20 protein-coding genes are annotated in these 24,991 nt (G+C 71.9%); 14 read left to right on the forward strand and 6 right to left on the reverse strand.

The window, feature by feature from the left end:
* Positions 1–106 precede the first annotated feature (106 nt).
* Positions 107–1,396, reverse strand: coding sequence for a glycosyltransferase 87 family protein (locus ACIQCJ_RS35065; protein WP_391043902.1), 1,290 nt, complete (start codon positions 1,394–1,396; stop codon positions 107–109).
* A 91-nt stretch (positions 1,397–1,487) separates the two neighbouring features.
* Here ACIQCJ_RS35065 and ACIQCJ_RS35070 point away from each other — a divergent pair, with 91 nt between their 5' ends.
* Entirely contained in the window at positions 1,488–2,618 is a 1,131-nt protein-coding gene (locus tag ACIQCJ_RS35070) for a glycosyltransferase family 4 protein (protein ID WP_355334230.1), read from the forward strand.
* Positions 2,619–2,737: 119 nt separating this feature from the next.
* The gene (locus ACIQCJ_RS35075) at positions 2,738–4,375 is read left to right on the forward strand and encodes a GMC oxidoreductase (protein ID WP_391159803.1); all 1,638 of its coding nucleotides are present in this window, start codon (positions 2,738–2,740) and stop codon (positions 4,373–4,375) included.
* A gap of 10 nt (positions 4,376–4,385) precedes the next feature.
* Here the strand turns inward: ACIQCJ_RS35075 and ACIQCJ_RS35080 are convergent, their stop codons facing one another.
* Complete coding sequence (locus tag ACIQCJ_RS35080; RefSeq protein ID WP_355334225.1) at positions 4,386–6,182, reverse strand: AMP-dependent synthetase/ligase; 1,797 nt, start codon at positions 6,180–6,182, stop codon at positions 4,386–4,388.
* A gap of 242 nt (positions 6,183–6,424) precedes the next feature.
* Here ACIQCJ_RS35080 and ACIQCJ_RS35085 point away from each other — a divergent pair, with 242 nt between their 5' ends.
* The 6 genes from ACIQCJ_RS35085 to ACIQCJ_RS35110 all read left to right on the forward strand — a co-directional run bounded on the left by ACIQCJ_RS35085 (position 6,425) and on the right by ACIQCJ_RS35110 (position 11,508).
* On the forward strand, positions 6,425–7,186 hold the full coding sequence (locus ACIQCJ_RS35085; protein WP_355334223.1) for a metallophosphoesterase: 762 nt from the start codon (positions 6,425–6,427) through the stop codon (positions 7,184–7,186).
* Between the two features lie 109 nt (positions 7,187–7,295).
* Entirely contained in the window at positions 7,296–7,820 is a 525-nt protein-coding gene (locus ACIQCJ_RS35090) for an SRPBCC family protein (protein WP_391124148.1), read from the forward strand.
* Between the two features lie 4 nt (positions 7,821–7,824).
* A complete protein-coding gene (locus ACIQCJ_RS35095; RefSeq protein WP_402713891.1) occupies positions 7,825–9,108 on the forward strand; it encodes an ArsA-related P-loop ATPase in 1,284 nt (427 codons plus the stop codon).
* A gap of 148 nt (positions 9,109–9,256) precedes the next feature.
* Positions 9,257–9,661 carry a DUF5304 family protein gene (locus ACIQCJ_RS35100; RefSeq protein ID WP_355334216.1) on the forward strand — a complete coding sequence of 135 codons (405 nt, stop codon included), beginning with the start codon at positions 9,257–9,259 and terminating at the stop codon, positions 9,659–9,661.
* A gap of 55 nt (positions 9,662–9,716) precedes the next feature.
* The gene (locus ACIQCJ_RS35105; RefSeq protein ID WP_355334214.1) at positions 9,717–10,658 is read left to right on the forward strand and encodes an ROK family glucokinase; all 942 of its coding nucleotides are present in this window, start codon (positions 9,717–9,719) and stop codon (positions 10,656–10,658) included.
* Positions 10,659–10,662: 4 nt separating this feature from the next.
* Complete coding sequence (locus ACIQCJ_RS35110) at positions 10,663–11,508, forward strand: endonuclease/exonuclease/phosphatase family protein (RefSeq protein ID WP_401852896.1); 846 nt, start codon at positions 10,663–10,665, stop codon at positions 11,506–11,508.
* A 34-nt stretch (positions 11,509–11,542) separates the two neighbouring features.
* Here ACIQCJ_RS35110 and ACIQCJ_RS35115 read toward each other — a convergent pair whose 3' ends face one another.
* Both ACIQCJ_RS35115 and ACIQCJ_RS35120 read right to left on the reverse strand, forming a co-directional pair.
* Complete coding sequence (locus ACIQCJ_RS35115) at positions 11,543–12,223, reverse strand: hypothetical protein (protein WP_402713894.1); 681 nt, start codon at positions 12,221–12,223, stop codon at positions 11,543–11,545.
* Positions 12,216–13,040: an alpha/beta fold hydrolase gene (locus ACIQCJ_RS35120; RefSeq protein WP_355334207.1), complete on the reverse strand. Its 825-nt coding sequence runs from the start codon at positions 13,038–13,040 to the stop codon at positions 12,216–12,218. Before ACIQCJ_RS35120 ends, ACIQCJ_RS35115 begins: the two co-directional genes overlap by 8 nt.
* A 264-nt stretch (positions 13,041–13,304) precedes the next feature.
* Here ACIQCJ_RS35120 and ACIQCJ_RS35125 point away from each other — a divergent pair, with 264 nt between their 5' ends.
* From ACIQCJ_RS35125 to ACIQCJ_RS35145, 5 genes are all read left to right on the forward strand, one after another.
* Positions 13,305–14,171, forward strand: coding sequence for a lysophospholipid acyltransferase family protein (locus tag ACIQCJ_RS35125; protein WP_402713896.1), 867 nt, complete (start codon positions 13,305–13,307; stop codon positions 14,169–14,171).
* Positions 14,172–14,196: 25 nt separating this feature from the next.
* Positions 14,197–15,525 carry a MacS family sensor histidine kinase gene (gene macS / locus ACIQCJ_RS35130; protein ID WP_402713898.1) on the forward strand — a complete coding sequence of 443 codons (1,329 nt, stop codon included), beginning with the start codon at positions 14,197–14,199 and terminating at the stop codon, positions 15,523–15,525.
* The gene (locus ACIQCJ_RS35135; protein ID WP_188285457.1) at positions 15,522–16,205 is read left to right on the forward strand and encodes a response regulator transcription factor; all 684 of its coding nucleotides are present in this window, start codon (positions 15,522–15,524) and stop codon (positions 16,203–16,205) included. The genes macS and ACIQCJ_RS35135 overlap by 4 nt, the downstream gene beginning before the upstream one ends.
* A 71-nt stretch (positions 16,206–16,276) precedes the next feature.
* Positions 16,277–17,305 (forward strand): 6-phosphofructokinase, encoded by a 1,029-nt coding sequence (locus ACIQCJ_RS35140; RefSeq protein WP_355334200.1) that lies wholly within the window; start codon positions 16,277–16,279, stop codon positions 17,303–17,305.
* Between the two features lie 154 nt (positions 17,306–17,459).
* Positions 17,460–18,116: a hypothetical protein gene (locus ACIQCJ_RS35145; RefSeq protein ID WP_355334198.1), complete on the forward strand. Its 657-nt coding sequence runs from the start codon at positions 17,460–17,462 to the stop codon at positions 18,114–18,116.
* 84 nt (positions 18,117–18,200) lie between these two features.
* Here the strand turns inward: ACIQCJ_RS35145 and ACIQCJ_RS35150 are convergent, their stop codons facing one another.
* Both ACIQCJ_RS35150 and ACIQCJ_RS35155 read right to left on the reverse strand, forming a co-directional pair.
* Positions 18,201–20,153, reverse strand: coding sequence for an anthranilate synthase family protein (locus ACIQCJ_RS35150; RefSeq protein ID WP_402713901.1), 1,953 nt, complete (start codon positions 20,151–20,153; stop codon positions 18,201–18,203).
* Between the two features lie 262 nt (positions 20,154–20,415).
* Positions 20,416–23,181 carry an N-acetylmuramoyl-L-alanine amidase gene (locus tag ACIQCJ_RS35155; RefSeq protein ID WP_402713951.1) on the reverse strand — a complete coding sequence of 922 codons (2,766 nt, stop codon included), beginning with the start codon at positions 23,179–23,181 and terminating at the stop codon, positions 20,416–20,418.
* A 375-nt stretch (positions 23,182–23,556) separates the two neighbouring features.
* Here ACIQCJ_RS35155 and ACIQCJ_RS35160 point away from each other — a divergent pair, with 375 nt between their 5' ends.
* Positions 23,557–24,906 (forward strand): class II 3-deoxy-7-phosphoheptulonate synthase, encoded by a 1,350-nt coding sequence (locus ACIQCJ_RS35160; protein ID WP_355334194.1) that lies wholly within the window; start codon positions 23,557–23,559, stop codon positions 24,904–24,906.
* Positions 24,907–24,991 lie beyond the last annotated feature (85 nt).

Consider the following 24,991-nt stretch of genomic DNA (forward strand, 5'->3'; position numbering starts at 1 on the left):
CAAGGCGGAGGGTCGTCCTCATAGTGGGCCTATTCGGATGAGCCCGACAACGCAGCGAGCGTGCGTGCCAGGCGCCGCCAGCCAGGCGAGACTTTGCGGACACGCTCTAGCCCTTGTCGTGCACCCCGACCCGCTCGGCTCGGGTCAGCACCGCGGCCGGGGCGTCGGCGGGCTCCCCCTCGACCGCGCCGCGCGCCGCGCGGCGCGGCACGGTGGCCGCCCACAGCCGACGGCAGGCGCTCAGGGACGCCAGGACGAGCAGGCCGTTACGGGTGACGATCAGCGCCACGCCCAGCTTGTCGCTGTGGGCGATGTCCTCGAAGAAGATCGGGAACTCCAGCGTGGTGAAGAGCGTCGCGCCCAGCATCAGCGCGACCGGCCGCCGTACCACCGACTCCCGCAGCGTCATGCAGACCGCGCCGATGCCGACCAGCCACACCATGTACTGCGGGCTGATCACCCGGCTGGTGGTGGTGAAGACCAGCACCGCGGTGAAGGCCGCGTCGAAGGGCGTGGCGACCGAGTACGAGCGGGCCCGTACCCGCCACAGCAGCAGCCAGGCGAAGGCCAGCAGGGACAGCGCCATCGCCGCGGTGCTCACCAGGTGCACATGCGGGCCGATGAACTCGACCGACCCGTAGTGCATCCGCGCGGTGCCGTGCCAGCCGAAGTGCCGGGCGATGTGGAAGACGGTGGCGCCCAGCGACTCGACCTCGGTGCCGCGGTCGCGCTGGAAGGTGAGGAAGGACAGCGAGCCCGGCATGGCCAGGTGGAAGGCGAGCGCGATCACCGCCATCGTCACCGCCGCCGAGATCCACGACCGCCGGGTGGTACGGCCGCGGGGCGTCCCGATGAGCAGCAGCAGCGGCCACACCTTGAGCATGGCGCCCACCCCGGCCAGCACCCCGCCCGCCTTCGGGCGGCGCGGCAGCAGGAGCAGCCCCGCCACGGCGACGGCGGTGACCATCACGTCGTAGCGGGCGTAGATGATCGGGCCGAGCAGCGCGCCGCCGCCGACCCAGACCCACACCCCTGCCATCCGGCCGCCGCGCCTGACCCGCGAGTCGCGCAGCAGCACCGCCAGGATCACCGCGTCCGCCAGGAAGGCCAGCCAGAAGAAGGCGGCGGTGTAGCTGAGGAAGGGCAGCAGGCCGGGCGCGAGGATCACCAGCGCGGCCCCCGGCGGGTACTGCCAGGTCACGTCGTGCAGCGGGAAGCTGCCCGTGCTCAGCACCCCGTACCAGCGGTGGTAGACGGACGAGACATCGTGGGCGATGTACTGGCCGGGAAAGTGGACGACCTCGAACACGAACAACAAGAACGCGGCTCGGGTGACGACCCAGGTGAGCACGGCCCAGCCACGACCGCTGATATGTGTGTTTGTCACGATACGCATCATGCGGTGAGCGGCGGCCCGGTCGCGGGACGGACGCGGCCGGTGGCGGCCAGCCGGGTGAACACCGCGTGAGCGGGTACTGTCGGCGGCGATGGACAAGACCCTGATCGTGACCAACGACTTCCCGCCCCGGCCCGGCGGCATCCAGTCCTTCGTGCACAGCATGGCGCTGCGGATGGACCCGGGACAGGTCGTCGTCTACACCTCCACCTGGAAGGACGGCGCCGAGGTCGCCCGCTTCGACGCGGAGCAGCCCTTCCCCGTGGTCCGCGACCGCACCTCGATGCTGCTGCCCACCCGCAGGGTCACCCGGCGCGCCGCCGACCTGCTGCGGGAACACGGCTGCTCCTCCGTCTGGTTCGGCGCCGCGGCCCCGCTCGGCCTGATGGCGCCCGCGCTGCGCAAGGCCGGGGCGCGGCGGCTGGTCGGCACCACGCACGGGCACGAGGCGGGCTGGGCGCAGCTCCCCGCCAGCCGCTCGCTGCTGCGCCGGATCGGCGAGGGCACCGACACCCTCACCTACCTCGGCGAGTACACCCGCTCCCGGATCGCCGCCGCGCTGACCCCGGCCGCCGCCGCCCGGATGGTCCAACTGCCGCCGGGTGTCGACGAGAAGACCTTCCACCCCGGCTCGGGCGGCGCGGTGGTGCGGGCCAGGCTCGGCCTCGCCGACCGCCCGGTGGTGGTGTGCGTGTCGCGGCTGGTGCCGCGCAAGGGCCAGGACACGCTGATCCAGGCCATGCCCCGGATCCTGCACGAGGTGCCGGACACCGCGCTGCTGATCGTCGGCGGCGGACCGTACCGGGGGGACCTGGAGAAGCTGGCGGAGCGGACCGGCGTCGGCCACGCGGTGCGCTTCACCGGGCCCGTGCCGTGGGAGGAGCTGCCCGCCCACTACGGCGCCGGTGACGTCTTCGCGATGCCGTGCAGGACCCGGCGCGGCGGCCTGGACGTCGAAGGGCTCGGCATCGTCTACCTGGAGGCGTCCGCGACCGGGCTGCCGGTGATCGCGGGCGACTCCGGCGGCGCGCCCGACGCGGTCCTGGACGGCGAGACCGGCTGGGTGGTCGCGGGCGGCTCGCCCGCGCAGTGCGCCGACCGCGTCCTGACCCTGCTGCGCGACCCCGAACTGCGCGCCCGGATGGGCGAGCGCGGCCGTCGCTGGGTCGAGGACGCCTGGCGCTGGGACCTGCTGGCGCAGCGGCTCACGTCCCTGCTGTAACCCGATGGGCGCGGTCACGGCCGCCGTCCCGGCGCCGTCGTCGTACGAGAACCGGCCGCCGTAAAAGACCATGCGTCATGGGCATGGAGGGTTCACGCGGACCCGCCCATCATGCGCGCATGACATCAGACCTGACGCGCCGTCACTTTCTGGGACTCGGCGCCCTCCAGACCGCAGCAGCACTCGGCCTCACCCGTATCGCGCTCTCCGCGACCCCCGCGTCCGCCGCGCAGGCGGAGCCCGCCGCCACCACCTTCAGCCCCGCGATCGTGATCGGCTCCGGCTACGGCGGCGCCGTCGCCGCCCTCCGGCTCGGCCAGCGCGGTGTCACCACCACCGTCCTGGAGATGGGACGGCTGTGGGACACCCCCGCCGCCGACGGCAAGATCTTCTGCAACACCAGCTCGCCCGACCAGCGGTCGATGTGGTTCCGCAGCCGCACCGAGGCGCCGCTGGCGACCTTCCTCTGGCTCGACCTCGTCAACAAGGACATCACCCCCTACCCCGGCGTCCTGGACCGCGTGCACTACGGCGACATGTCCGTCTACGTCGGCCGCGGCGTCGGCGGCGGCTCCCTGGTCAACGGCGGCATGGCCGTCACCCCGTCGCGCGCGTACTTCGAGGAAGTCCTCCCGCAGGTCGACTCCACCGCGATGTACTCCACGTACTTCCCGCGCGCCACCAGCATGCTCGGCGTCAACACCGTCGACCCCGCCTGGTTCGAGTCCACCGAGTGGTACCAGTTCGCCCGCGTCTCCCGCGACCAGGCCCACAGCGCCGGCCTCAGCACCACCTTCGTGCCGAACGTGTACGACTTCTCGTACATGAAGGCCGAGGCCGCGGGCACCGCCACCAAGTCCGCGCTGGACCAGGAGGTCATCTACGGCAACAACCACGGCAAGCGCAGCGTCGACAAGACCTATCTGGCCTCGGCGCTCGGCACCGGGCACGTCACCATAGAGACCCTCAGCCGGGTCAGAGCCGTGAGAAGAGCAGCCGACGGCACGTACGTGCTCACCGTCGACCGGATCGACCTGACCGGCGCGGTCGTGGAGACCCGCGAGGTCGGCTGCCGCTACCTCTTCCTCGCCGCGGGCAGCCTCGGCTCCACCGAGATCCTGGTCAGGGCCCGCGAGACCGGCACCCTCCCGCGGCTCAACGCGAGCGTGGGCACCGCCTGGGGCGGCAACGGCAACATCATGCTCGCCCGCGCCAACTACCTGTGGAATCCCACCGGGGCGCACCAGTCCACCATCCCCGTCATGGGCATCGACGACTGGTCCAACGCGAGCAACCCGGTCTTCGCCGAGATCGCCCCGCTCCCGATCGGCTTCGAGACCTGGATCAGCCTCTACCTGGCCATCACCAAGAACCCCGAACGCGGCACCTTCTCCTACGACGCCGCCACCGACTCCGCCCGGCTGAACTGGACGCTCGCCCAGAACCAGCCCTCGGTCAAGGCCGCCAAGACCCTCTTCGACCGGATCAACCGCAAGCAGGGCACGATCTACCGCTACGACCTCTTCGGCGGCAACAAAGCCTTCGCCGACGACTTCTGCTACCACCCGCTGGGCGGCCTGCCGCTCGGCCGCGCCACCGACGCGTACGGCCGTGTCAGCGGCTACGACCACCTCTACGTCACCGACAGCTCCCTGATCCCCGGCTCCATCGGCGTCAACCCGTTCGTGACGATCACCGCGCTCGCGGAGCGGCTCATGGACAGCGCCCTCGCCGAAATCAGCCCGTCCGGCGTGTGAGGACAGAACCTCAGCGCTGGTAAAGGGCCTCGATCTCCGCCGCGAAGTCCGTCAGGACGACATTCCGCTTCAGCTTCAGCGACGGCGTGACGTGGCCGGACTCCTCCGTGAACTGGGTCGGCAGAATACGGAACTTCCGCACCGACTCGGCCTTGGAGACGGCCGCGTTGCCCTCGTCCACCGCGCGCTGCACGGCCGCCAGCAGCTCCGGGTCGGCCGCCAGCTCGGCGACGCCCGCGCCCGCCTTGCCGTGCTGCTCGGCCCAGTGCGGCAGGAACTCCTCGTCCAGGGTGATCAGCGCCGCCACGAACGGGCGCCCGTCACCGACCACCATGCACTCGGCGACCAGCGCGTCCGCCCTGATCCGGTCCTCGATCACCGCGGGCGCGACGTTCTTGCCGCCCGCCGTCACGATGATCTCCTTCTTCCGGCCGGTGATCGACAGATAGCCGTCCTCGTCGAGCGAGCCCAGGTCACCGGTGTGGAACCAGCCGTCGGAGACCGCCTCCGCGGTCGCCGCCTCGTTGTTCCAGTACCCGGTGAACAGGTGCTCGCCGTGCAGCAGCACCTCGCCGTCGTCCGCGATCCGCACGGTCGACCCGGGCAGCGGCTGGCCGACCGAACCGATCTTCGTACGGTCCCAGGGGTTGAACGCCGTGGCCGCGCAGGACTCGGTGAGGCCGTAGCCCTCCAGCACCGTGAAGCCGATACCGCGGTAGAAGTGGCCGAGGCGCTCGCCCAGCGGCGCGCCGCCGGAGATCGCGTGGGTGGCCCGGCCGCCGAGGACCGCGCGGAGCTTGGCGTACACGAGCCGGTCGAAGACCTTGTGCGTGAACCGCAGCTTCAGCGACGGGCCCGCCGTGGTGTCCAGCGCCCGGCTGTACTCGATCGCGGTGGCCGCCGCGCGGTCGAAGATCTTGCCCTTGCCGCCCGCCTCCGCCGTGGCCCGCGCGGTGTTGTAGACCTTCTCGAAGACCCGCGGCACCCCCAGGACCATCGTCGGCCGGAACGAGCCGAGGTCGTCGGTGAGGTTCTTGACGTCCGGCACATGGCCGAGCCTGATCGGCGCCATCACGGCCGCGACCTCGACCAGCCGCCCGAAGACGTGGGCCAGCGGCAGGAAGAGCAGCACCGAGGAGTCGCCGGTACGGAACAGCGGGCTCAGCCGCTCCACCACGTTGCCGCACTCCGCGAAGAAGCTGCGGTGGCTCAGCACACAGCCCTTGGGGCGGCCCGTGGTGCCCGAGGTGTAGACGACGGTCGCGGGGGAGTCGGCGCCCGCGCTCGCGCTGCGCTCGTCCACCACCGCGTCGGAGATGTCGGTACCCGCCGCGTTCAGCGCGTCCACCGCGCCGGTGTCGATCCGCCACAGGTGCTTGAGCCGCGGCAGCCGCTCCCGTACGGACTCCACCGCGCTCTCGTGCGGCTCGGACTCCACGACCGCCGCGACCGCGCCCGAGTCGCTGAGGATCCACTCGATCTGGGACGCCGACGACGTCTCGTAGACCGGCACGGTGACCGCGCCCGCGCTCCAGATAGCGAAGTCCAGCAGCGTCCACTCGTACCGAGTCCTGGACATCACGGCCACCCGGTCGCCCGGCTGCACGCCCGAGGCGATCAGACCCTTGGCCGCGGCGCGCACCTCGGCGAGGAAACCCGTCGCGCTGACGTCCTGCCACCGGCCCGCGGAGTCCTTGCGGGCGACGACGGCGGTGTCCGGATGCTGAGCGGCGTTGCGGCGGATCAGATCCGTCAGATTGGCGTCCGCGGGGACCTCGTACAGGGCCGGAAGACTGAACTCACGCAAGGCGGCTGCTCCTCATCGGTGCCACGGCGCACCCGGAGGGAAGATGTGGACGGCGTGGACGTTACCCATCGGTAAAGCTCTGGCGATAGGGGGGCCGTACAGATGTTCTCAGCGTCACACACACATCACACGCGCTTCACACACCGGGGCGGAGCGGCTGGGTTCCTGCCCGGAAGAGTAGTCCAGCGCCCGGCCGGGCCGCCGCTGACCCGCTAGGGCTTGCCCAGCTATAAAGTGTCCGCATGCGGGTCCATGTGGTGAGTGACGTCCATGGCGCTGCCGAGGCCCTGAGCCGGGCCGGGGACGGCGCGGACGCGCTGGTCTGCCTGGGCGACCTGGTCCTCTTCCTCGACTACGCCGACCACTCCCGCGGCATCTTCCCCGACCTCTTCGGCGTCGCCAACGCCGACCGGATGGTCGAGCTGCGCACCGCCCGCCGCTTCGACGAGGCCAGGGTCCTGGACCAGGAGCTGTGGGCCGGGACCGACCGGCGCACCGCCATCGAGTCCGCGGTACGCAAGCAGTACGCGGAGCTGTTCGCCGCCTTCCCCGCCCCGACGTACGCCACCTACGGCAACGTCGACATCCCGGCCCTCTGGCCGGAGTACGCGGGCCCCGGCACCACCGTCCTGGACGGCGCGACCGCCGAGATCGGCGGCCGGGTCTTCGGCTTCGTCGGCGGCGGCCTGCGCACCCCGATGCGCACCCCGTACGAAATCTCCGAGGAGGAGTACGCGGCCAAGGTCGCCGCCCTCGGCCCGGTCGACGTGCTCTGCTCCCACATCCCGCCCGCGATCCCGGAACTCTGCTACGACACCGCCGCCCGGCGCTTCGAGCGCGGCAGCCAGGCGCTGCTGGAGGCGATCCACACCGTCCGGCCCAAATTCGCGCTCTTCGGCCACGTCCACCAGCCGCTGGTGCCGCGCACCCGGATCGGCCGCACCGAATGCGTCAACGTCGGGCATTTCAACCACACCCGCCGGCCGTGGGTCCTGGAGTGGTGACCCGGCCGCCGGACGCGACCGGCGGCGCCCGCAGCGGTGACGGCCGCCCCACCTGCACGCGGTAGCCTTCAGCAGCAATGGCATGCGATGTCCCGGAGGGGCTACGGCGATGGCGGAACACACGAAGTCGAGCATCACGATCGAGGCGGCTCCGGCCGCCGTCATGGGCGTCATCGCCGACTTCGGCCGCTACCCGGAGTGGACGGGAGAGGTCAAGGAGGCGGAAGTCCTCGCCACCGACGCCGAAGGCCGCGCCGAGCAGGTCCGGCTGGTGCTCGACGCCGGGGCGATCAAGGACGACCACACCCTGGCGTACACCTGGATCAGCGCCACCGAGGTGCGCTGGTCGCTGGTCAAGTCCCAGATGCTGCGCACCCTCGACGGCTCCTACGCCCTCGCGCCGCGCGACGGCGGCACGCGCACCGAGGTGACGTACCAGCTCACCGTGGACGTCAAGATCCCCATGCTCGGCATGATCAAGCGCAAGGCGGAGAAGGTCATCATCGACCGGGCGCTCGCGGGCCTGAAGAAGCGCGTCGAGTCCGGGAGCGGCGAGGGCGGGGACGCGGCCGGCGTGCCGGACTCCGCCGACGCCGCGGCCGACTCCGCCGCCAAGCCCGACGACCCGGCCTGACCCGGTGACCCGCGCCCCGCGACCGCCCCGCACCCTGCTCGTCACCGGCCACGGAGGCGCGGGCCGCACCACGGTCGCGGCGGCGACCGCCGTGGCCGCCGCCCGCGACGGCGTCCGTACGGTGCTGCTCACCGGCGACCGCGCCGACGTGGCCGCCCTGCTGCCGCTGTCCGCCGCGCCCGAGGCCGCCGGACCGCTGTCCGGATCACCCGCGCTCGGCCGCCCCAGCGCGGTGGACGGCGTGCCGGAACTGCGGGTCGCGGCCGTCGACACCGCCGCCTCCTACCGGGCCGCCACCCTCGACCTCCAGCAGCGGATCGGCACCCTGCTCGACATGCTCGGCGCGGCCCCCCTCGACCCCGAGGAGCTGACCGAGGTCCCCGGCGCCGACGCGCTCGCCCTGCTGCGGGCGCTGCGCGACGTGCACACCGTCGGCCACGACGACCGGCCGCCGTGGGACCTGGTCGTCGTCGACCTGCCGCCCGTGCGCGACGCCGTCGCGCTGCTCGCCCTGCCGGAACAACTGCGGCGCTACCTGCGGCGGTTGCTGCCCGCCGACCGGCAGGCCGCCCGCGCGCTGCGCCCGGTGCTCGCCCAGCTCGCCGGGGTCCCGATGCCCGCCGAGTGGGCGTACGAGGCCGCCGCCCGCGCCGACCGCGAGCTGTCCGCCGTGCAGTCGGTGATCGAGGACACCGGGACGACCGTGGCGGTCGTCGTGGAGCCGGGACCGCACGCCGAGCGCGTGCTGCGCGACGCCCGTACCGGACTCGCCCTGTTCGGCCACCGCCTCGAAGCCGTGGTCGCCAACCGGCTGCTGCCCGCCGACTCCGCCGACCCCTTCCTCGCCGGGCTCGGCGCCCGCCAGCAGGACCGGCTCAAGGCGATGGCCGAGACCTGTGCGGCCGACGCGGTGGCGCTGCGCGAACTGCCGCACCTGGGCGCGGAACCGCAAGGACCCGCGGAACTGGCGGCGCTGGCCGTCGACACCTTCGAGCACCGCTCTCCTCGAGCCGGTGTCTCGGGTTCGCGGGCCGCGGACCCCTGGACCGTCGACGACCGCCTCGCGGCCGAGGGCCACTTCGTGTGGTCGCTGCCGCTGCCCGGCGCGAGCCGCGAAGGGCTCGACCTGGTCCGCCGCGGCGACGAACTCGTCCTGGACGCGGGCGGCTTCCGGCGGATCGTGCCGCTGCCGTCCGCCCTGCGCCGCTGTACGGTCTCCGGCGCCGCGCTGCGGGACGGCGTGCTGCGCGTACGGTTCACGCCCGACCCGGCGCTCTGGCCGAACTGAGCGGGCGCCCCCGGCCCTCCCCGGGCTCCCCGGCGCCGGCTGCCCGTTCCCGGCTGCCTGCCGCCGGTACCCGCTGTCCCGTCGGCCGGTCGGGTACCGTCGAGGGAGCCGACGCAACCAGCCCGGAGCGCCCCTTTTGGAGCCGATCATGAGCGAATCCACGGAACGTCCCGACGCCGACGCCTGGGCGAAGGCCAGCGCCGAGGACATCGCGGCCGAGCACGCCAGACGGCGCGAGCAGGCGGGGCAGGGAGTCGGCAGCGCGGGCGAGGAGCTGCGCCGCCTCGCGGAGGCGTTCGGCGAGGCCGTCACGGACAAACTGGGGGCGCTGCGGAACCCCGCGGTACAGATGGCCGCCCAGGGCGTCATGTCCCAGGTGCGTTCAGTTGTCGAACCCATCAAGGACCGTAATCCGGATGTGTTCGACCATCTGACGGCCGCGGGAGCCGAACTGCTCGCCGCATACCGCTCTGCGGTGGCCCAACACGAGACGCGGTGGACGGGCGAGGACCGCGCTCCGAGTTCACCGACTGAACACATCGACCTCGACTGACCTCCCCTCCGGTACGGTTCTCCTAAGCGGGGATCGACCGAAAACTGAGGGACACATGGGACTCACCATCGGCGTCGACATCGGCGGCACCAAAATCGCGGCCGGCGTGGTCGACGAGGAAGGCTCGATTCTCGAGACCGTCAAGGTGCCGACGCCGCCGACTCCCGAGGGCGTCATCGACGCGATCGTGGAGGCGGTACGCCAGGTCAGCACCGGTCACCAGATCGAAGCCGTCGGCATCGGCGCCGCCGGCTATGTCGACGACAAGCGCGCCACCGTCCTCTTCGCCCCCAATATCAACTGGCGGCACGAGGCACTGAAGGACAAGGTCGAGCAGCGTGTCGGGCTCCCCGTGGTCGTGGAGAACGACGCCAACGCGGCGGCCTGGGGCGAGTACCGGTTCGGTGCCGGGCAGGGCCATTCCGATGTGATCTGCATCACGCTCGGAACGGGTCTCGGCGGCGGCATCATCATCGGCAACAAGCTGAGGCGCGGCCGGTTCGGCGTCGCGGCCGAGTTCGGTCACATCCGGGTCGTGCCCGACGGGCTGCTGTGCGGTTGCGGCAGTCAGGGCTGCTGGGAGCAGTACGCGTCCGGGCGCGCGCTGGTCAGGTACGCGAAGCAGCGGGCCAACGCGACCCCGGAGAACGCGGAAGTGCTGCTCGCCCTCGGCGACGGCACGGTGGACGGCATCGAGGGCAGGCACATCAGTGCCGCCGCCCGCCAGGGCGACCCGGTCGCCGTCGACTCCTTCCGCGAGCTGGCCCGTTGGGCGGGCGCGGGGCTGGCCGACCTGGCCTCGCTCTTCGACCCGTCGGCGTTCATCGTCGGAGGCGGTGTGTCGGACGAGGGCGAACTGGTCCTCGACCCGATCCGCAAGTCCTTCCGGCGCTGGCTGATCGGCGGGGAGTGGCGTCCGCACGCGCAGGTGCTGGCCGCCCAACTCGGCGGCAAGGCGGGGCTGGTGGGCGCGGCCGACCTGGCACGACAGGGCTGACACGATGACAGTGGAGGATCTGCCGAGTTCCGCCACCGAGCCGGGGGGCTCGGCGGTCGTCCGCGTGCTCAGCTACAACATCCGTTCCATGCGGGACGACACGGCGGCGCTGGCCCGGGTGATCCGAGCCTGCGCCCCCGATCTCGTCCTCGTCCAAGAGGCTCCGCGGTTCTTCCGATGGCGTAAGGCCGCGGCCCGCCTCGCCCGTGCGTCCGGCCTGGTGTACGTGACCGGCGGGGCGACCGCCGCGGGCCCGATGATCCTTTCCTCGCTCCGCGCGCATGTGGAGCGGGTGGAGGATCCGCTCATGCCGCACCGGCCCCCGCTGCACCAGCGGGGGTTCGCGACCGCCGTGCTCAGGATCGGCGGCGCGCGGCTGGCCGCCGTCTCCACCCACCTGAGCCTGTCGCCCGCCGAGCGGTACGAGCAGGCCGGATACGTACTGGACCGGGTGGCCGCGATGGGCGAGCCGTATGTGGTGCTGGGCGGCGACTTCAACGAGCCGCCGGACCGCCCCGGCTTCTCCCGGATCGCCGACGTCCTCCAGGACGGCTACGCCACCGCGCCGTGGGGCGCCGAGATCACCAACCACCGGGCGCCGTTCCAGCGGATCGACGCCGTCTTCAGCACACCGGGCATCGAGGTGCTGGGCTGCGGGGTCCCGTTGGGCCTGCCCGGAGTCAACGAGGCCGATCTGTACGCGGCCACCGACCACATGCCGGTGCTCGCCGCGCTCCGCGTACCCGCCACCGCGATGGAGGCGGAAGCGGAGGGCGACGCGGAAGCGGAGGCCGGGGCGGACGCGCGGGCCGGTACCGAGGCAGAAGCCGAGGCGGAAGCGGCGGGTTAGCCCCGCCGCCGCTCCTCGTCAGGGACGCGGGGCCTCAGACGACGGCCCCGCCGCCCGGCAGGTCGTCGTCGTCCTCTCCCGTACGCATCCGCGCGACCAGCGTCGTGAAGCCGCCGAGGAATCCGCCGACGCCCAAGAGGATGGCCCACCAGGTGAGTTCGACCTGGAAGAGGACGAAGCCCAGCATGAGCAGCGGTCCGCCCAGGACCGCGATCCAGGCGAATTTCGTGGTGACGTCCGCGTCGGGCAGCGGCGGCGGCTCGGGCGGCACGTAATGCGCGTCCTCGTCGTCGTCGGCCAGTTCGTAGTCGCGCGGACCCTGGATGACCGGGTGCACGACGATGCTGCGGCTGGAGCCGGGCAGCGCGGGACGTCCGGCGTCCGCCTTCGTGCCGGTCCCGGCCTCGCCCTCGTCGTCCTTCTCGGCGTCCTGCTCCGCGTCCGCCGAGCCGTCCCCCGGGCTGTTCCCCGAGGCACGCCCGGAGCCGGCCCCCGAGCCGTCCGCCGACCGGTCGCCCGGCCGCTGACCCGTGCCCGACGTGGTGGGTCCCGAGGCCGTCTCCGTGACGTTCTCCGAGTCCGGCCACGCCACCGACCCCGGCTCGGGTTCGTCGTCGTATCCGGCGATCAGCGCGGCCCACGCCGCGTCCTCGTCGAGCGGCGGACGGGCCGGCTCCTCCTGCGGTGCGGTGCCCTCGTCCTCGCGGTCAGCCACCGGCCGTACCCCCCTTTACCGCTTCGTCGGCCGCGCCGCCCTCGGCGAGGTCCCCTGCGGGCTCCCCACCCGGCCGGGACAGCCGCTGGATGAAGTCGTACGACTCCGTGAAGATCTGCTCGGCGTCGTGGTCGAGCGTGGCGACGTGGAAGCTGCGCTCCAGCACCCGCTCGGTGACATCGGTCGAGGAGACCTTGCTGAGCACCACCGCCGAGTTCGACGGGTGCACCACATGGTCGACCCTGCTGTGCAGGAGCAGCAGCGGCTGGGTGACCTGCGGCAGCCCGGCGTGCACGACGGGCCAGAACTTGCTGAGCGAGTGCACGGCGTGCAGCGGCGTCCGGTCGTAGCCGAGTTCGGCGCCGCCCTCACGGGCGATGTCGCTGGCGATACCCGGCACCGACGGCACCAGGTGCCGCAGCACGGGCACCGCCTTGAGCTGGAGGCTGTCGGCCTTCACCGACGGGTTCACCAGCACGAGCCCGCTGATCGCGGCGCCGTGCCGCTCGGCCAGCCGCAGCGCCAGTGTGCCGCCCATCGACAGACCGCAGACGAAGACCTGCGAGCAGCGGTCGGACAGCGACCGCAGCTCGCGGTCGACCTCGGCGTACCAGTCCTGCCAGCCGGTGACCTGCATGTCCTGCCAGCGGGTGCCGTGGCCGGGCAGCAGGGGAACGGAGACGGTCAGCCCGCGGGCGGCCAGATATTCGCCCCAGGGACGCATGGACTGCGGTGTACCGGTGAATCCGTGACAGATCAGGACGCCGATCTCGCCGCCGTCATGGCGGTACGGCTCGGCTCCGGGCATGAGCGGCACCGTGGGTCTCCTGTTCGAGGGCGCGATCGCGGGTACACGAAGGTGAGAGGTTCAGCGTACGCGGACCGGATACCAAGCGGTAAGCCCCGTCGGTGGCCGCGGCGAGCGTGGCCCGGCGACCGTGGCGTGACCATGGCACCTTCATGGCGGCGGCACGACGGTGCCGTGATGTCGTCACGGCGTGGCCGCGGTGCCGGGGTGCGTGGGGAGAGACCGGGCCCGACTGGCGTTAAGGTCTTCCCGTCGGCTACAGGAGGTCCTCGGTTGTTCTACGGTGCGATGAAGATCGCCATCGGCTCGCCGCTCAAGGCTGCCTTCCGCCCCTGGGTGGAGGGCCTGGAGAACATCCCCAGGGAAGGGCCGGCGATCCTGGCGAGCAACCACCTGTCCTTCTCGGACTCCTTCTTCCTGCCCGCGATGCTGGACCGCAAGGTCACCTTCATCGCGAAGGCCGAATACTTCACCTCCCCCGGAGTCAAGGGGAAGCTGACGGCCGCCTTCTTCAAGGGCGTCGGACAGCTCCCGGTGGACCGCTCGGGCGCGCGCGGCGCGGGCGAGGCCGCGGTCAAGAGCGGCATCGCGGTGCTGGAGCGCGGTGAGCTGTTCGGCATCTACCCCGAGGGCACCCGCTCGCCCGACGGCCGCCTCTACCGCGGCAAGCCCGGCGGGCTCGCCCGTGTCGCGCTGGCCAGCGGCGCCCCGGTGATCCCGGTCGCGATGATCGACACCGAGAAGGTGCAGCCGGTCGGCCAGGTGATGCCCAAACTCTCCATCCGCCCCGGCATCCGGATCGGCAAGCCGCTGGACTTCAGCCGCTACCACGGCATGGAGGGCGACCGCTTCATCCTGCGCTCGGTCACCGACGAGGTGATGTACGAGATCATGAAGCTGTCCGGCCAGGAGTACGTGGACATCTACGCCACCGCCGCCAAGCGCCAGATCGCCGAGGCCGCCAAGCGCGCCGCCGAACTGGAGAAGGCGGGGGGCCGGGACTCCGGTACGGGCGGGGAATCCGGTACGGGCGGGGAATCCGGTACGGGCGGGGACTCCGGCACCGGGGACTCCGGCACCGGGGGAACCGGCGAGGGCGGCCCCGGCGACATAAAGCAGGAGCAACCCGCAGGCCAGTGACCGGCCGCGGGGGAGGGGACCCGGCATGAGGATGTCCGTCGAACAGCCGCTGTGGCGCGCGCTGGTCGCCTACCGTGTCCTGACCCTCGGCTACGCGCTGTCGCTGTACGTCTACGCGTACCACGACCTGCTGCACCCGCTCGGCGCGGGTGCGTACATGCTGGTGCTCGCGGTGTGGACGCTGTCCACGCTCGGCCGCGTGATGTCGGCCGAGCGCTGCACCAAGCGCTTCCTGACCATCGACCTCACGGTCGCGATCACCGGCATCCTGCTCACCGCCGTGGTCGACACCCAGGCCAGGATCGACTCGGGCTCCTTCACGCTGCCGTCGATATGGACCGCGGGCTCGGTGCTGGCCTTCGCCGTCAAGGGCGGCTGGCGGTGGGCCGCGGTCGCCTCCACGCTGGTCGCCGCCGCGGACCTGATCGAGCGCGGCACCCCCAGCCGCGACACCCTGCACAATGTCGTGCTGATCTGGGTGGCGAGCATCGCCATCGGCTATGTGGTCGAGGTCGCGCGGGCCAGTGAGCGCACCCTGGCCCGCGCCCTCCAGATCGAGGCCGCCACCCGGGAGCGCGAGCGGCTGGCCCGCGACATCCACGACGGCGTCCTCCAGGTGCTCGCCATGGTGCAGCGGCGCGGCAACCAGGCCGGGGGAGAGGCCGCGGAGCTGGGCCGGATGGCGGGCGAGCAGGAGGCCGCGCTGCGCACCCTGATCACCGGCGGCCCGCTGCCCGAGGCGCGCGGCGCCGGTGACGCCCTGACCTCAGGCCCGCACGACCTCACCACGCTCCTCACGCCGTACGCCTCGGCGAGCGTCACGCTGTCCGCGCCCGGCACGCCCGTCCTGCTCGCACCGGACGCGGCGGCCGAACTGACCGCCGCCGTGGGCGCGGCGCTGGACAATGTGCGCAAGCACGCGGGTGACGGCGCGCACGCCTGGATTCTGGTCGAGGACGAGCCGGACGCGGTGCTGGTCAGCGTGCGGGACGACGGCCCGGGCATTTCCGAGGGGCGGCTGGCCGCGGCGGAGGTCGAGGGGCGGCTCGGTGTCGCCCAGTCGATCCGCGGCCGGCTGCGGGACCTCGGCGGCACCGCCGTGGTGGAGTCGGTGCCGGGCCAGGGCACGGAGGTCGAACTGCGGCTGCCCAGGGGGCCGTCGAAGGACACCGACCCCGCGCCCGCGTTCGAGCCCGCTGCCGAGCCCGACCCCGACCGCGCGCCCGTGTCCGAGCCCGGACCCCCGCCCGTGTCCGAGCCGGAGGACACCGACCCCGCGCCCGTATCCGGCCCTGACCCCGTGTCCCGGCCCGTGCCCGTACTCAGCGAGACAGAGGGAAGCAGGACCGCATGACCGATCAGTCCGTGACGGTGATGGTCGTCGACGACCACCCCATGTGGCGCGACGCCGTGGCCCGCGATCTGTCCGACTCCGGCTTCACGGTGGTGGCCACCGCGGGCGACGGCCCCGAGGCGATCAGGCGGGCGCGCGCCGCCCGCCCGCAGGTGATCGTCCTCGACCTCAACCTGCCCGGCGCCTCAGGCGTGCAGGTGTGCAAGCAGGTCATGTCGGACGACCCCGCCGTCCGCGTCCTGGTGCTGTCCGCCAGCGGCGAGCACGAGGACGTCCTGGAGGCGGTGAAGTCCGGTGCCACCGGCTATCTGCTGAAGTCCGCGGGCCGCGACGAACTGGTCGACGCGGTGCGCAGGACCGCCGTCGGGGACCCGGTGTTCACACCGGGCCTGGCCGGACTCGTGCTCGGCGAGTACCGCAGGCTCGCGACCGTGCCGCCGCCCGCCACGACCGGCGAACCCGCCGCGCCCCGGCTCACCGAGCGCGAGACCGAGGTGCTGCGGCTGGTCGCCAAGGGCCTGAGCTACAAGCAGATCGCGCAGCGCCTGGTCATCTCCCACCGGACCGTGCAGAACCACGTGCAGAACACCCTCGGCAAACTCCAGCTCCACAATCGCGTCGAGCTTGTCCGATACGCGATCGAGGCCGGTCTTGACGGCGACCTGGACGGCGACATGTGACCCAAGTCACGCTAGCTTGGCCGGTGTTTGTCACATCCGGCACAGCTGGCTTGCGACGAAGGGAAGAGTCCATGCGGGTCGGAGTTCTGACCGGCGGCGGTGACTGCCCAGGTCTCAACGCGGTCATTCGCGGCATCGTCCGTAAAGGCGTCCAGGAGTACGGGTACGAATTCACCGGCTACCGGGACGGTTGGCGCGGTCCCCTCGAAGGGGACATCGTGCCGCTCGACATCCCGGCCGTGCGCGGCATCCTGCCGCGCGGCGGCACCATACTCGGGTCCTCCCGCACCAACCCGCTCAAGGTCGAGGGCGGCGTGGAGCGCGTCCAGCGCAATCTCGTCGAACAGGGCGTGGACGCGCTCATCGTGATCGGCGGCGAGGACACCCTCGGCGTGGCAGCCACCCTCCACGACGAACACGGCGTCAAGGTCGTCGGCGTCCCCAAGACCATCGACAACGACCTCGACGCCACCGACTACACCTTCGGCTTCGACACCGCGGTCAACATCGCCACCGAGGCCATCGACCGGCTGCACACCACCGCCGAGTCCCACATGCGCGTCCTGGTCGTCGAGGTCATGGGACGGCACGCGGGCTGGATAGCCCTGCACTCCGGCCTCGCGGGCGGGGCCAACGTCATCCTCATCCCGGAACAGCGCTTCGATCTCGACCAGGTCTGCGCGTGGGTCGAGAGCCGCTTCAAGATCCGCTACGCGCCGATCGTGGTCGTCGCCGAGGGCGCCATGCCCAAGGACGGCGACATGGTCCTCAAGGACGGCACCCTGGACTCCTTCGGCCACGTCCGGCTCTCCGGGATCGGCGAATGGCTGGCCAAACAGATCGAGAAGCGCACCGGCAAGGAGGCCAGGACCACCGTCCTCGGCCACGTCCAGCGCGGCGGCACCCCCAGCGCCTTCGACCGCTGGCTCGCCACCCGCTTCGGCCTGCACGCCATCGAGGCGGTCCGCGACGGGGACTTCGGCACGATGGTCGCGCTGCGCGCCACCGACATCGTCCGGGTGCCGATCGCGGACGCCACCGCCCGTATCAAGACCGTCGATCCGCTGCTCTACGAGGAGGTCGGCGTCTTCTTCGGCTAGGGCTGCTCCCCGCCGGAAATTCTTTTGCCCGTCGCTTGCCCGACACCGCTTGTCACCAGCGATCTCCTCGCCCTATTCTCCCTCCACCCGGCATCGGACCTGTCCAGTCCCGCCGCTTCGTTTCCCCCCATTGAGCACATGAGGAGCGCCCGGTATGACGGGTGTGGCGAGTGGGCAGCACGTGCCCCTACTGGCGGTCGCAGGCGGCACCGCATCCGGCAAGTCCACGCTTGCCGAGGCGTTGGCGCGGCATGACCCGGAGACCGTCGGTCTCATCCATCTCGACGACTTCTACGTCCCCGCGCACGATCCTGTGCGCGGGGTACGTACGCGGAGCGCCTCGGGCGCCGACACGCTGGACTGGAACCATCCGGGTTCCATCGACGAGGGGGCCGTCACGGCGGCCGTCGACGCCGCGACCTCCGGCGGGCGGTACCGGCTGGTCGTCGTCGAGGGCCTGTTCGCCCTCACCCTCCCCGCCGTCGTCGCCCGCGCCACCTGGCGCGTCTACGTCGACACGCCGGACGACATCCGGCTGGCCCGGAAGATCCTCCGCAAGATCGACGTCCTCGGCCAGGACCCGCGGCTCTCCCTCCTCAACTACCTTCAGAGCGGACGCGAACGCCACGCGGCCTACGTCGCCCCGTCCCGGGCCCGTGCCGATCTCGTGCTCGACGGCACGGCGGACGGCGCGTCGATGCTGCGTGCGGTGACCGCGCTCATGACGCTGCCCCCGAGGAGCGCGGGGAACTGCGCGATCAGCCACAGCGTGGCGGCACTCGCCCCGCAGGCCGAGCCGCTCGCGGTCTGATCCCTCCCACCGGCCGGTGGGACGTGGCCGCGCGGTTCCTCGCGCCCCCGAGGAACGAGGAACCGCCGCCCGCCGGGCGGACCTTCAGGCGACCGTCACCGACGTCAGCAGCTCGGCCACCAGGGCGGGGCCGTTCAGGGTCAGGACGGACTCGGGGTGGAACTGGACGCCGGCGAAGCCGGGGCCGCGCAGGGCGTGGACGTCGCCGGTGGCGGGGTCCAGGCTCAACTCGACCTGGTGCATGGCCAGTTCCTCCGCGACGGCGGAACCGGGGGCGCAGCGGGCGGTGAAGGTGTTGTAGAAGCCGACGGTCTCGGGGCGCCCGAAGAAGTCGATCCGCTCCTGGGCACCCTGCGCGGGACGCGCCTTGCGGACGATGCCGAGGCCGAGTTCGGCGGCGAGCAGTTCGTGGCCGAGGCAGACCCCGAGGATGCCGTGCCGGTGCCGGGCGACGAGATCGGCCGCCAGGCCGCGCAGCAGCCGCATCTTGGGGTCGGCGGTGTCCGACGGGTCGCCGGGCCCGGGGCCGAGGACGACCGGCCCCGGGTGGCCCAGGGCGGCCTCCCGCAGACCGGGCTCGTCGAAGCGCCGTACCGTCACGGCCAGCCCCGAGGAGCGCAGGACGTGCGCGAGCATCGCGGTGAAGGTGTCCTCGCCGTCCACCACCAGCGCGTGCCCGGCCGGCGGCGCCTCGTCCGTGCGCGCGGTCCGCATCCGCAGCCAGAACGGGGCGAGGTGCGCCCGCCGGGCGTCCAGCGCCGCCCGTACCCGGATGTCGTCGGCCAGCCTCGGCCGTACCCCGCTCGCCGGGGCCGCGGGGGCCGGGCGGACCCCGAGGGCGGTCAGCACCCCGGCGACCTTGGCGTGGGTCTCGGCGACCTCGCCGTACGGATCGGAGTGCCGGACGAGGGTCGCGCCGACCGGCACCTTCAGCTCCCCGGCCGGGGAGATGTCGGCGGTGCGGATGAGGATCGGCGAGTCCAGGGTCTGCGCGCCGCCCGCGTCGCGGCCGAGCAGGGCGAGCGCGCCCGCGTAGTAGCCGCGCCCCGCGCCGTCGGGCCCGACCGGCTCGTAGCGCTCGATGACCCGGCACGCGTTCTGCACCGGTGAGCCGGTCACGGTCGCGGCGAACAGCGTCTCGCGCAGCACGTCCCGCACGTCCATGGTGGAGCGCCCGCGCAACTCGTACTCGGTGTGCGCGAGATGGGCCATCTCCTTCAGCCGCGGGCCGACGACGACCCCGCCGAGGTCGCCGACGGTGCACATCATCTTCAGCTCCTCGTCCACGACCATCGTCAGCTCCTCCACCTCCTTCGGGTCGTGCAGGAACGCCAGCAGCCCCTCGGCCGACGGCCCTTCGGCCGGATAGCGGTAGGTGCCGCTGATCGGGTTCATCACCACCGCGCTGCCCGACATCCGTACGTGCACCTCGGGGCTCGCCCCGACCAGGGTGCGCTCGGGCGTGTGCACCACATACGTCCAGTACGCGCCGCGCTCGCCGCGCAGCAGCCGGGCGAAGAGCGCGAGCGCCGCGTCCGGGCCGTGGTCGGCGACCGTGCCCCGGAAGGTGCGGCGGATCACGAAGTTGGCGCCCTCGCCGCGCCCGATCTCGTCCTCGATGACCCGCTCGACGATGCCCGCGTACGTGTCGTCGTCCACGTCGAAGTCGCCGCCCTCGACGCGTACCTCGCGGTCGGGCAGCGCGGCCAGCAGGTCGGCGAGCGCGAACGCGTACGACTCGTCGGGCCGCAGGACGGTCAGCGGGGTGCCGTCGTCGTGGACGTCGAAGCCGCGCTCGCGGATCTGCCGGAACGGGACGAGGGCGAGCGCGTCGGTGGCCGGGGAGCCGTCGGCGGGCGCACCCGTCGGCAGCGGGATGTCGGCCAGCCGCTCGACGGACCCGACCGGGCCGAGCAGCACCTCCACCACGGCGTCCGGGCGGCCGGGCGTACGGCGGTGCAGCAGCGCGAACGGCGGGCAGCCGGGGGCGGTCAGGCGCTCGACGAGGGCGTGCGGGGTGGGCTGGGTGACGTGCACGGCGGTTCCTTCCAAGGGAGTTCGGAAGGGGCGGCCGGCCCGGCGGGGAAACGCCGAAGGCCGCCCCTGGGGGCGGCCTTCGCGAAGTGTCGTGCGCGCGATCAGTGGGCCGCCGGAGGAGCGGTCCACCACCAGTTCTGGTTCAGCGACTGAATCGTCGTTGTCGGCGCGTTCATACCGCCGACCTTAGCGCACGGCCCGCGGGTGGGACAGCCGGTTCCACCCGCGGGCCGGGCCCGTGGTCACGCGCGGCGGCGGTGGGTCAGAACAGCAGGTTGTACGCGTTCCAGCCGCCGCCGATCTGGGACTTGGCCGCGAAGGGTCCGCCCGTCGCCGTCCCGGTGCCCTTGTAGAACCACAAGGTGCCCGAGGCGTCCCGCGCCACGGCGTCCGGCTTCCCGTCGCCGTTGAGGTCGCTGACCCCGACGATGGTGTTGTACGCGTTCCAGCCGCCGCCGACCTTCACCCGCGCCGCGTACGGGGCGGTGGGGCTGCCGGTGCCCTTGTACAGCCACAGCACACCGGCGGTGTCGCGGGCCAGCAGGTCCGCCTTGCCGTCGCCGGTGATGTCACCCGTGCTGATCAGCATATTGAAGATGTTCCAGCCGGGACCGATCTTCACCTTGGCCGCGAACGGCGCCGCCGGGTTGCCCGTGCCCTTGTACAGCCACAGGTTGCCCGAGGAGTCGCGCGCGATCAGGTCCGGCTTGCCGTCCCCGGTGATGTCCCGGGCGCCGATGATCATGTTGTAGACGCCCCAGCCCGCCCCGGTCTTCAGCCGCGCCTTGAACGGCCCGGACGGCTTGCCGCTGCCCTGGTAGTACCAGAGCACGCCCGAGGTGTCGCGGGCCACCAGGTCACCGGTGCCGTCCGCGCGCAGCGCGGTCATCGCGGTGACCGTGTTGAAGATCTGCCAGCCGGGACCGACCTTGAACTTCGTGTAGAAGGGCGTGGTCGCGCTGCCCGTGCCCTGGTACTGGTACAGGCCGCCGGAGGCGTCGCGGGCCAGCAGGTTGTAGCGCGTGGTGCCGGAGTCCGCCGCCGTGCTGGTCTTGAGCTGGACGTCGCTGGCCTTCACCCAGGCGATCCGGTGGTTGTACCGGATCGGGTAGAAGAGGTTCGTCTTGCCCTGCACCAGCGTGCGGTCACCGGCCGCGGTGCCCGCGAAGGTCCCCGCGAACCAGTAGTCGCCCGCCTTCTGCACACCCGCCGTCGGGTACGCCTGCCCGGACAGCACGCTGTACTTCGTCAGCGACGCGTTGTTCTGCGACTGCACCGGCACGTTGGTGCCGGTGTACGCCGCGTCCTCCGGGTACGCCCGGCCGTAGACCGGGATCGAGGTCGCGCCGGTCTTCGGGGTGATCACGCTGGTCGGCGTGACGACCGAGGTGTACTGGCCGCCGGGGTTGCGGAACCACAGCTTCTTGCCGCCGTACCAGATGGCCGTCCAGTCGTTCTGCGCCTCGGCGACGACGTAGGCGCCGCCCGCGAGGACCTTGTTCGACCAGTTGGAGCCCTCGGTCGGCAGCGGGCCCGTACCGACGTACGGGTCGGTCGGCTGCGCGGCCGTGGTGGACGGCGAGGTGTACAGGTACAGGAAGTTCGCGGGCTGCGCGGCCACCGCGGTGCCGCCATTGGTCAGCTTCGGCTGGTTCGCCGTGCTGTACGGCGGGACGACCCGCACGAGCTGGCCGGCCTTGACCGGTCCGCCCGCGCCGCCGGCGCCGTCGGGCGCGCCGAGCAGCGACATGTAGTGGTTCCAGTCGAAGAACGGTCCCGGGTCCCAGTGCTGCGCGCTGACGTTGGTGTCGAGCACGCCCGGCACCTCGTCGTGGCCGATGATGTGCTCACGGTCCAGCGGGATGTTGAACTTCGCGGCCAGGTACTTCACCAGCGTCGCCGAGGACTGGTACTCCTGCTCGGAGACCCACTGGCCGTTCTTGATCGCGTAGCCCTCGTGCTCGATGCCGACCGAGTGCATGTTCACGGTCTTGTTGGCAGCGTGCCACGCCTCGTTCTTGGTCTCCACGGCCTGGGCGACCTGGCCCTGGCCGCCGACCACGTAGTGGGCGCTGGCGTACCGGGACACGTCCTTGAACGTCGCCAGGGTGCCCGCGAAGGTGCCCTCGGCGTCGTGGATGACGATGTAGCGGATGTCCTCGCCGTTGGCGGGCCGGTTCGACTCGTTGTAGTTGCCGAAGTCGTCCGCCGCGGAACCGGCCTTGGCGTAGGCGGCCGGGTCGAAGGTGCAGTGCAGCTCGGCCGGGCACTCCGGAGTCGGGACGGCCGCCGTGCTCGCGAACGTCGCCGTCACCGGGACCTTGGCGGGCTTGACCACCCGCACCGTCGGGTCCGCGGGCAGCGTCAGCGACTGGCCGTCGGTGGTGACCCGGCTGACGCCGGTCTTCACCGAGCCCAGCACGCGCTCCGCGAAGAGCTGCGCGCCCTGCGGGTCGGTCGACTGGCTGTAGCGCGCGATGCCCGCGTACCACTGGCCGGGGTCGGCCGGCAGCGAGCCGGTGGCCTCCTTCTGGTACCGCGCGAGCAGCGCGGCGCCCGCGCGGACGCTCTGCCGCTCGTCGGTGCGTACGTCCTCTTGCGAGGTACGGGTCAGCTTGGCCGCCGCGTCCAGCGTGTGCAGCCGCGGGTCGTCGGTGTTCACCTTCGCCGGGTCGGACCTGAGCGCCCGCGCGGCGTTGAAGTGCTTGGTGACCACCGGGTCGCCGCTGAGGTTCACCTCCGCCAGCTTGTCGGCGGTGCTCGACTCCTCCAGGTCCTCGGGCTCGACCTGGGTCAGCCCCATGACGTTGTACGCGCCCGTGGTGCTCGGCTGTCCGTTGTGCGCTTCCCACAGCGTCTGCTGGTACGAAACGGCCATCAGCACGCTCTGCGGGACCTTGAACTCCTTCGCCGCGGACGCGAAGGCGTCCTGCAACGAGGTGGTGGAGCCATCCGCCTTCGCGTCCGTCCCGCCCCCGGATGACGGTGTCGCGATGGCGATGGTGCCGTAGGTGGCGACGGAGGCCAGCACGACGGCGGCGGCTCCGTAAGCGATCAGTGATTTCTTCCGGCGGTGTCTACGTGTCAACGCGCAGCCCTCGGCTATTCCGGCACGCGAGTCGCGCGCCCTCCCCTTGATGACCGCGGGGTTTGGCGGTCACCGGCCCTGGGGCCGGTCCGGCGGATCGCGAACGGCCCCTTCGGCTGCTGGACCGCTCGTGCAATCAGCCCGACGGGCCTAGGCGGCCAGACATTAGCAGTCACGGAAGGGGCAGGAGTGGACCGGGTCCGTGTCGCCCGCCGGACCTTTCGCCTCCGTTTTCGACCGATGGTGGCCACCGGGTCCGTCTCACTTCCTGAGCGGGGCCATAAGCACGTGACACGACCCCGTAATGTTGGGCCCGTGACCGTGAACGCAGATATCCACGCCGGTGACAACACCTGGCATTCTCTTCCCGCGGCGCAGCAGCCTGAGTGGCCCGACTCCGAGGCTCTGCGCGATGTGATCGCCGACCTCGCCTCGTATCCGCCGCTCGTCTTCGCGGGGGAGTGCGACCAGTTGCGCAGTCGCCTGGCGGCTGTGGCCAAGGGTGAGGCGTTCCTGCTCCAGGGCGGTGACTGCGCGGAGGCGTTCGACGCCGTCGGCGCGGACCAGATCCGCAACAAGCTCAAGACGCTGCTCCAGATGGGAGCGGTGCTCACCTACGCGGCGTCCGTGCCGGTGGTCAAGGTCGGCAGGATCGCCGGGCAGTACAGCAAGCCGCGCTCCAAGCCGACCGAGACCCGCGACGGCGTGACCCTGCCGACCTACCGCGGCGACTCGGTCAACGGCTTCGACTTCACCCCCGAGGCCCGCATCCCGGACCCCGAGCGGCTCAAGCGGATGTACCACGCGTCCGCGTCCACGCTGAACCTGGTGCGCGCCTTCACCACCGGCGGTTACGCCGACCTGCGCCAGGTGCACGCGTGGAACCAGGACTTCGTCAAGTCCTCGCCGTCCGGGCAGCGTTACGAGGCGCTGGCCCGCGAGATCGACAACGCGCTGAATTTCATGGCCGCCTGCGGCACCGACCCGGCCGAGTTCCGCACGGTCGAGTTCTACGCCTCCCACGAGGCGCTGCTGCTCGACTACGAGACCGCGCTGACCCGTACCGACTCGCGGACCGGCCGGCTGTACGACGTGTCGGGCCACATGGTGTGGATCGGCGAGCGGACCCGGCAGCTCGACGGGGCGCACATCGAGTTCGCGTCCCGGATCAGCAACCCGATCGGCATCAAGCTCGGTCCCGGCACCAGCCCGGAGGAGGCGCTCTCCTACATCGAGCGCCTCGACCCGGAGCGCGAGCCGGGGCGGCTGACCTTCATCGTGCGGATGGGCGCCGACAAGGTGCGCGACAAGCTGCCGACGCTGGTGGAGAAGGTCACCGCGTCCGGCGCGCAGGTCGCCTGGGTCTCCGACCCGATGCACGGCAACACCTTCGAGGCGGCCTCCGGCCACAAGACCCGGCGCTTCGACGACGTGCTCGACGAGGTCAAGGGCTTCTTCGAGGTGCACCACGCCCTCGGTACGCACCCGGGCGGCATCCACGTCGAGCTGACCGGTGACGACGTCACCGAGTGCGTCGGCGGCGGCGACGAGATCTTCGTCGACGACCTGCACCAGCGGTACGAGACGGCCTGCGACCCGCGGCTCAACCGCAGCCAGTCGCTGGACCTGGCCTTCCTCGTGGCCGAGATGTACCGCGGGCAGTAGCGCGCGGCGGCCCCACCGGCCGTTTCGTCCAGAGGGGCGCGGATCACACCGATCCGCGCCCCTCGGCGCTTTTCCTGACCAGGGG

This window comes from Streptomyces sp. NPDC093221 (genome assembly GCF_044753885.1).
In the GTDB taxonomy this organism is placed as follows: Bacteria; Actinomycetota; Actinomycetes; order Streptomycetales; family Streptomycetaceae; genus Actinacidiphila.

What these genes read in the sequence shown, in the direction of transcription:
- ACIQCJ_RS35065 (WP_391043902.1), bottom strand. Translation starts at nt 1,396, where the DNA reads ATGCGTATCGTGACAAACACACATATCAGCGGTCGTGGCTGGGCCGTG.
- ACIQCJ_RS35070 (WP_355334230.1), top strand. Translation starts at nt 1,488, where the DNA reads ATGGACAAGACCCTGATCGTGACCAACGACTTCCCGCCCCGGCCCGGC.
- ACIQCJ_RS35075 (WP_391159803.1), top strand. Translation starts at nt 2,738, where the DNA reads ATGACATCAGACCTGACGCGCCGTCACTTTCTGGGACTCGGCGCCCTC.
- ACIQCJ_RS35085 (WP_355334223.1), top strand. Translation starts at nt 6,425, where the DNA reads ATGCGGGTCCATGTGGTGAGTGACGTCCATGGCGCTGCCGAGGCCCTG.
- ACIQCJ_RS35090 (WP_391124148.1), top strand. Translation starts at nt 7,296, where the DNA reads ATGGCGGAACACACGAAGTCGAGCATCACGATCGAGGCGGCTCCGGCC.
- ACIQCJ_RS35100 (WP_355334216.1), top strand. Translation starts at nt 9,257, where the DNA reads ATGAGCGAATCCACGGAACGTCCCGACGCCGACGCCTGGGCGAAGGCC.
- ACIQCJ_RS35105 (WP_355334214.1), top strand. Translation starts at nt 9,717, where the DNA reads ATGGGACTCACCATCGGCGTCGACATCGGCGGCACCAAAATCGCGGCC.
- ACIQCJ_RS35110 (WP_401852896.1), top strand. Translation starts at nt 10,663, where the DNA reads ATGACAGTGGAGGATCTGCCGAGTTCCGCCACCGAGCCGGGGGGCTCG.
- macS (WP_402713898.1), top strand. Translation starts at nt 14,197, where the DNA reads ATGAGGATGTCCGTCGAACAGCCGCTGTGGCGCGCGCTGGTCGCCTAC.
- ACIQCJ_RS35135 (WP_188285457.1), top strand. Translation starts at nt 15,522, where the DNA reads ATGACCGATCAGTCCGTGACGGTGATGGTCGTCGACGACCACCCCATG.
- ACIQCJ_RS35140 (WP_355334200.1), top strand. Translation starts at nt 16,277, where the DNA reads ATGCGGGTCGGAGTTCTGACCGGCGGCGGTGACTGCCCAGGTCTCAAC.
- ACIQCJ_RS35145 (WP_355334198.1), top strand. Translation starts at nt 17,460, where the DNA reads ATGACGGGTGTGGCGAGTGGGCAGCACGTGCCCCTACTGGCGGTCGCA.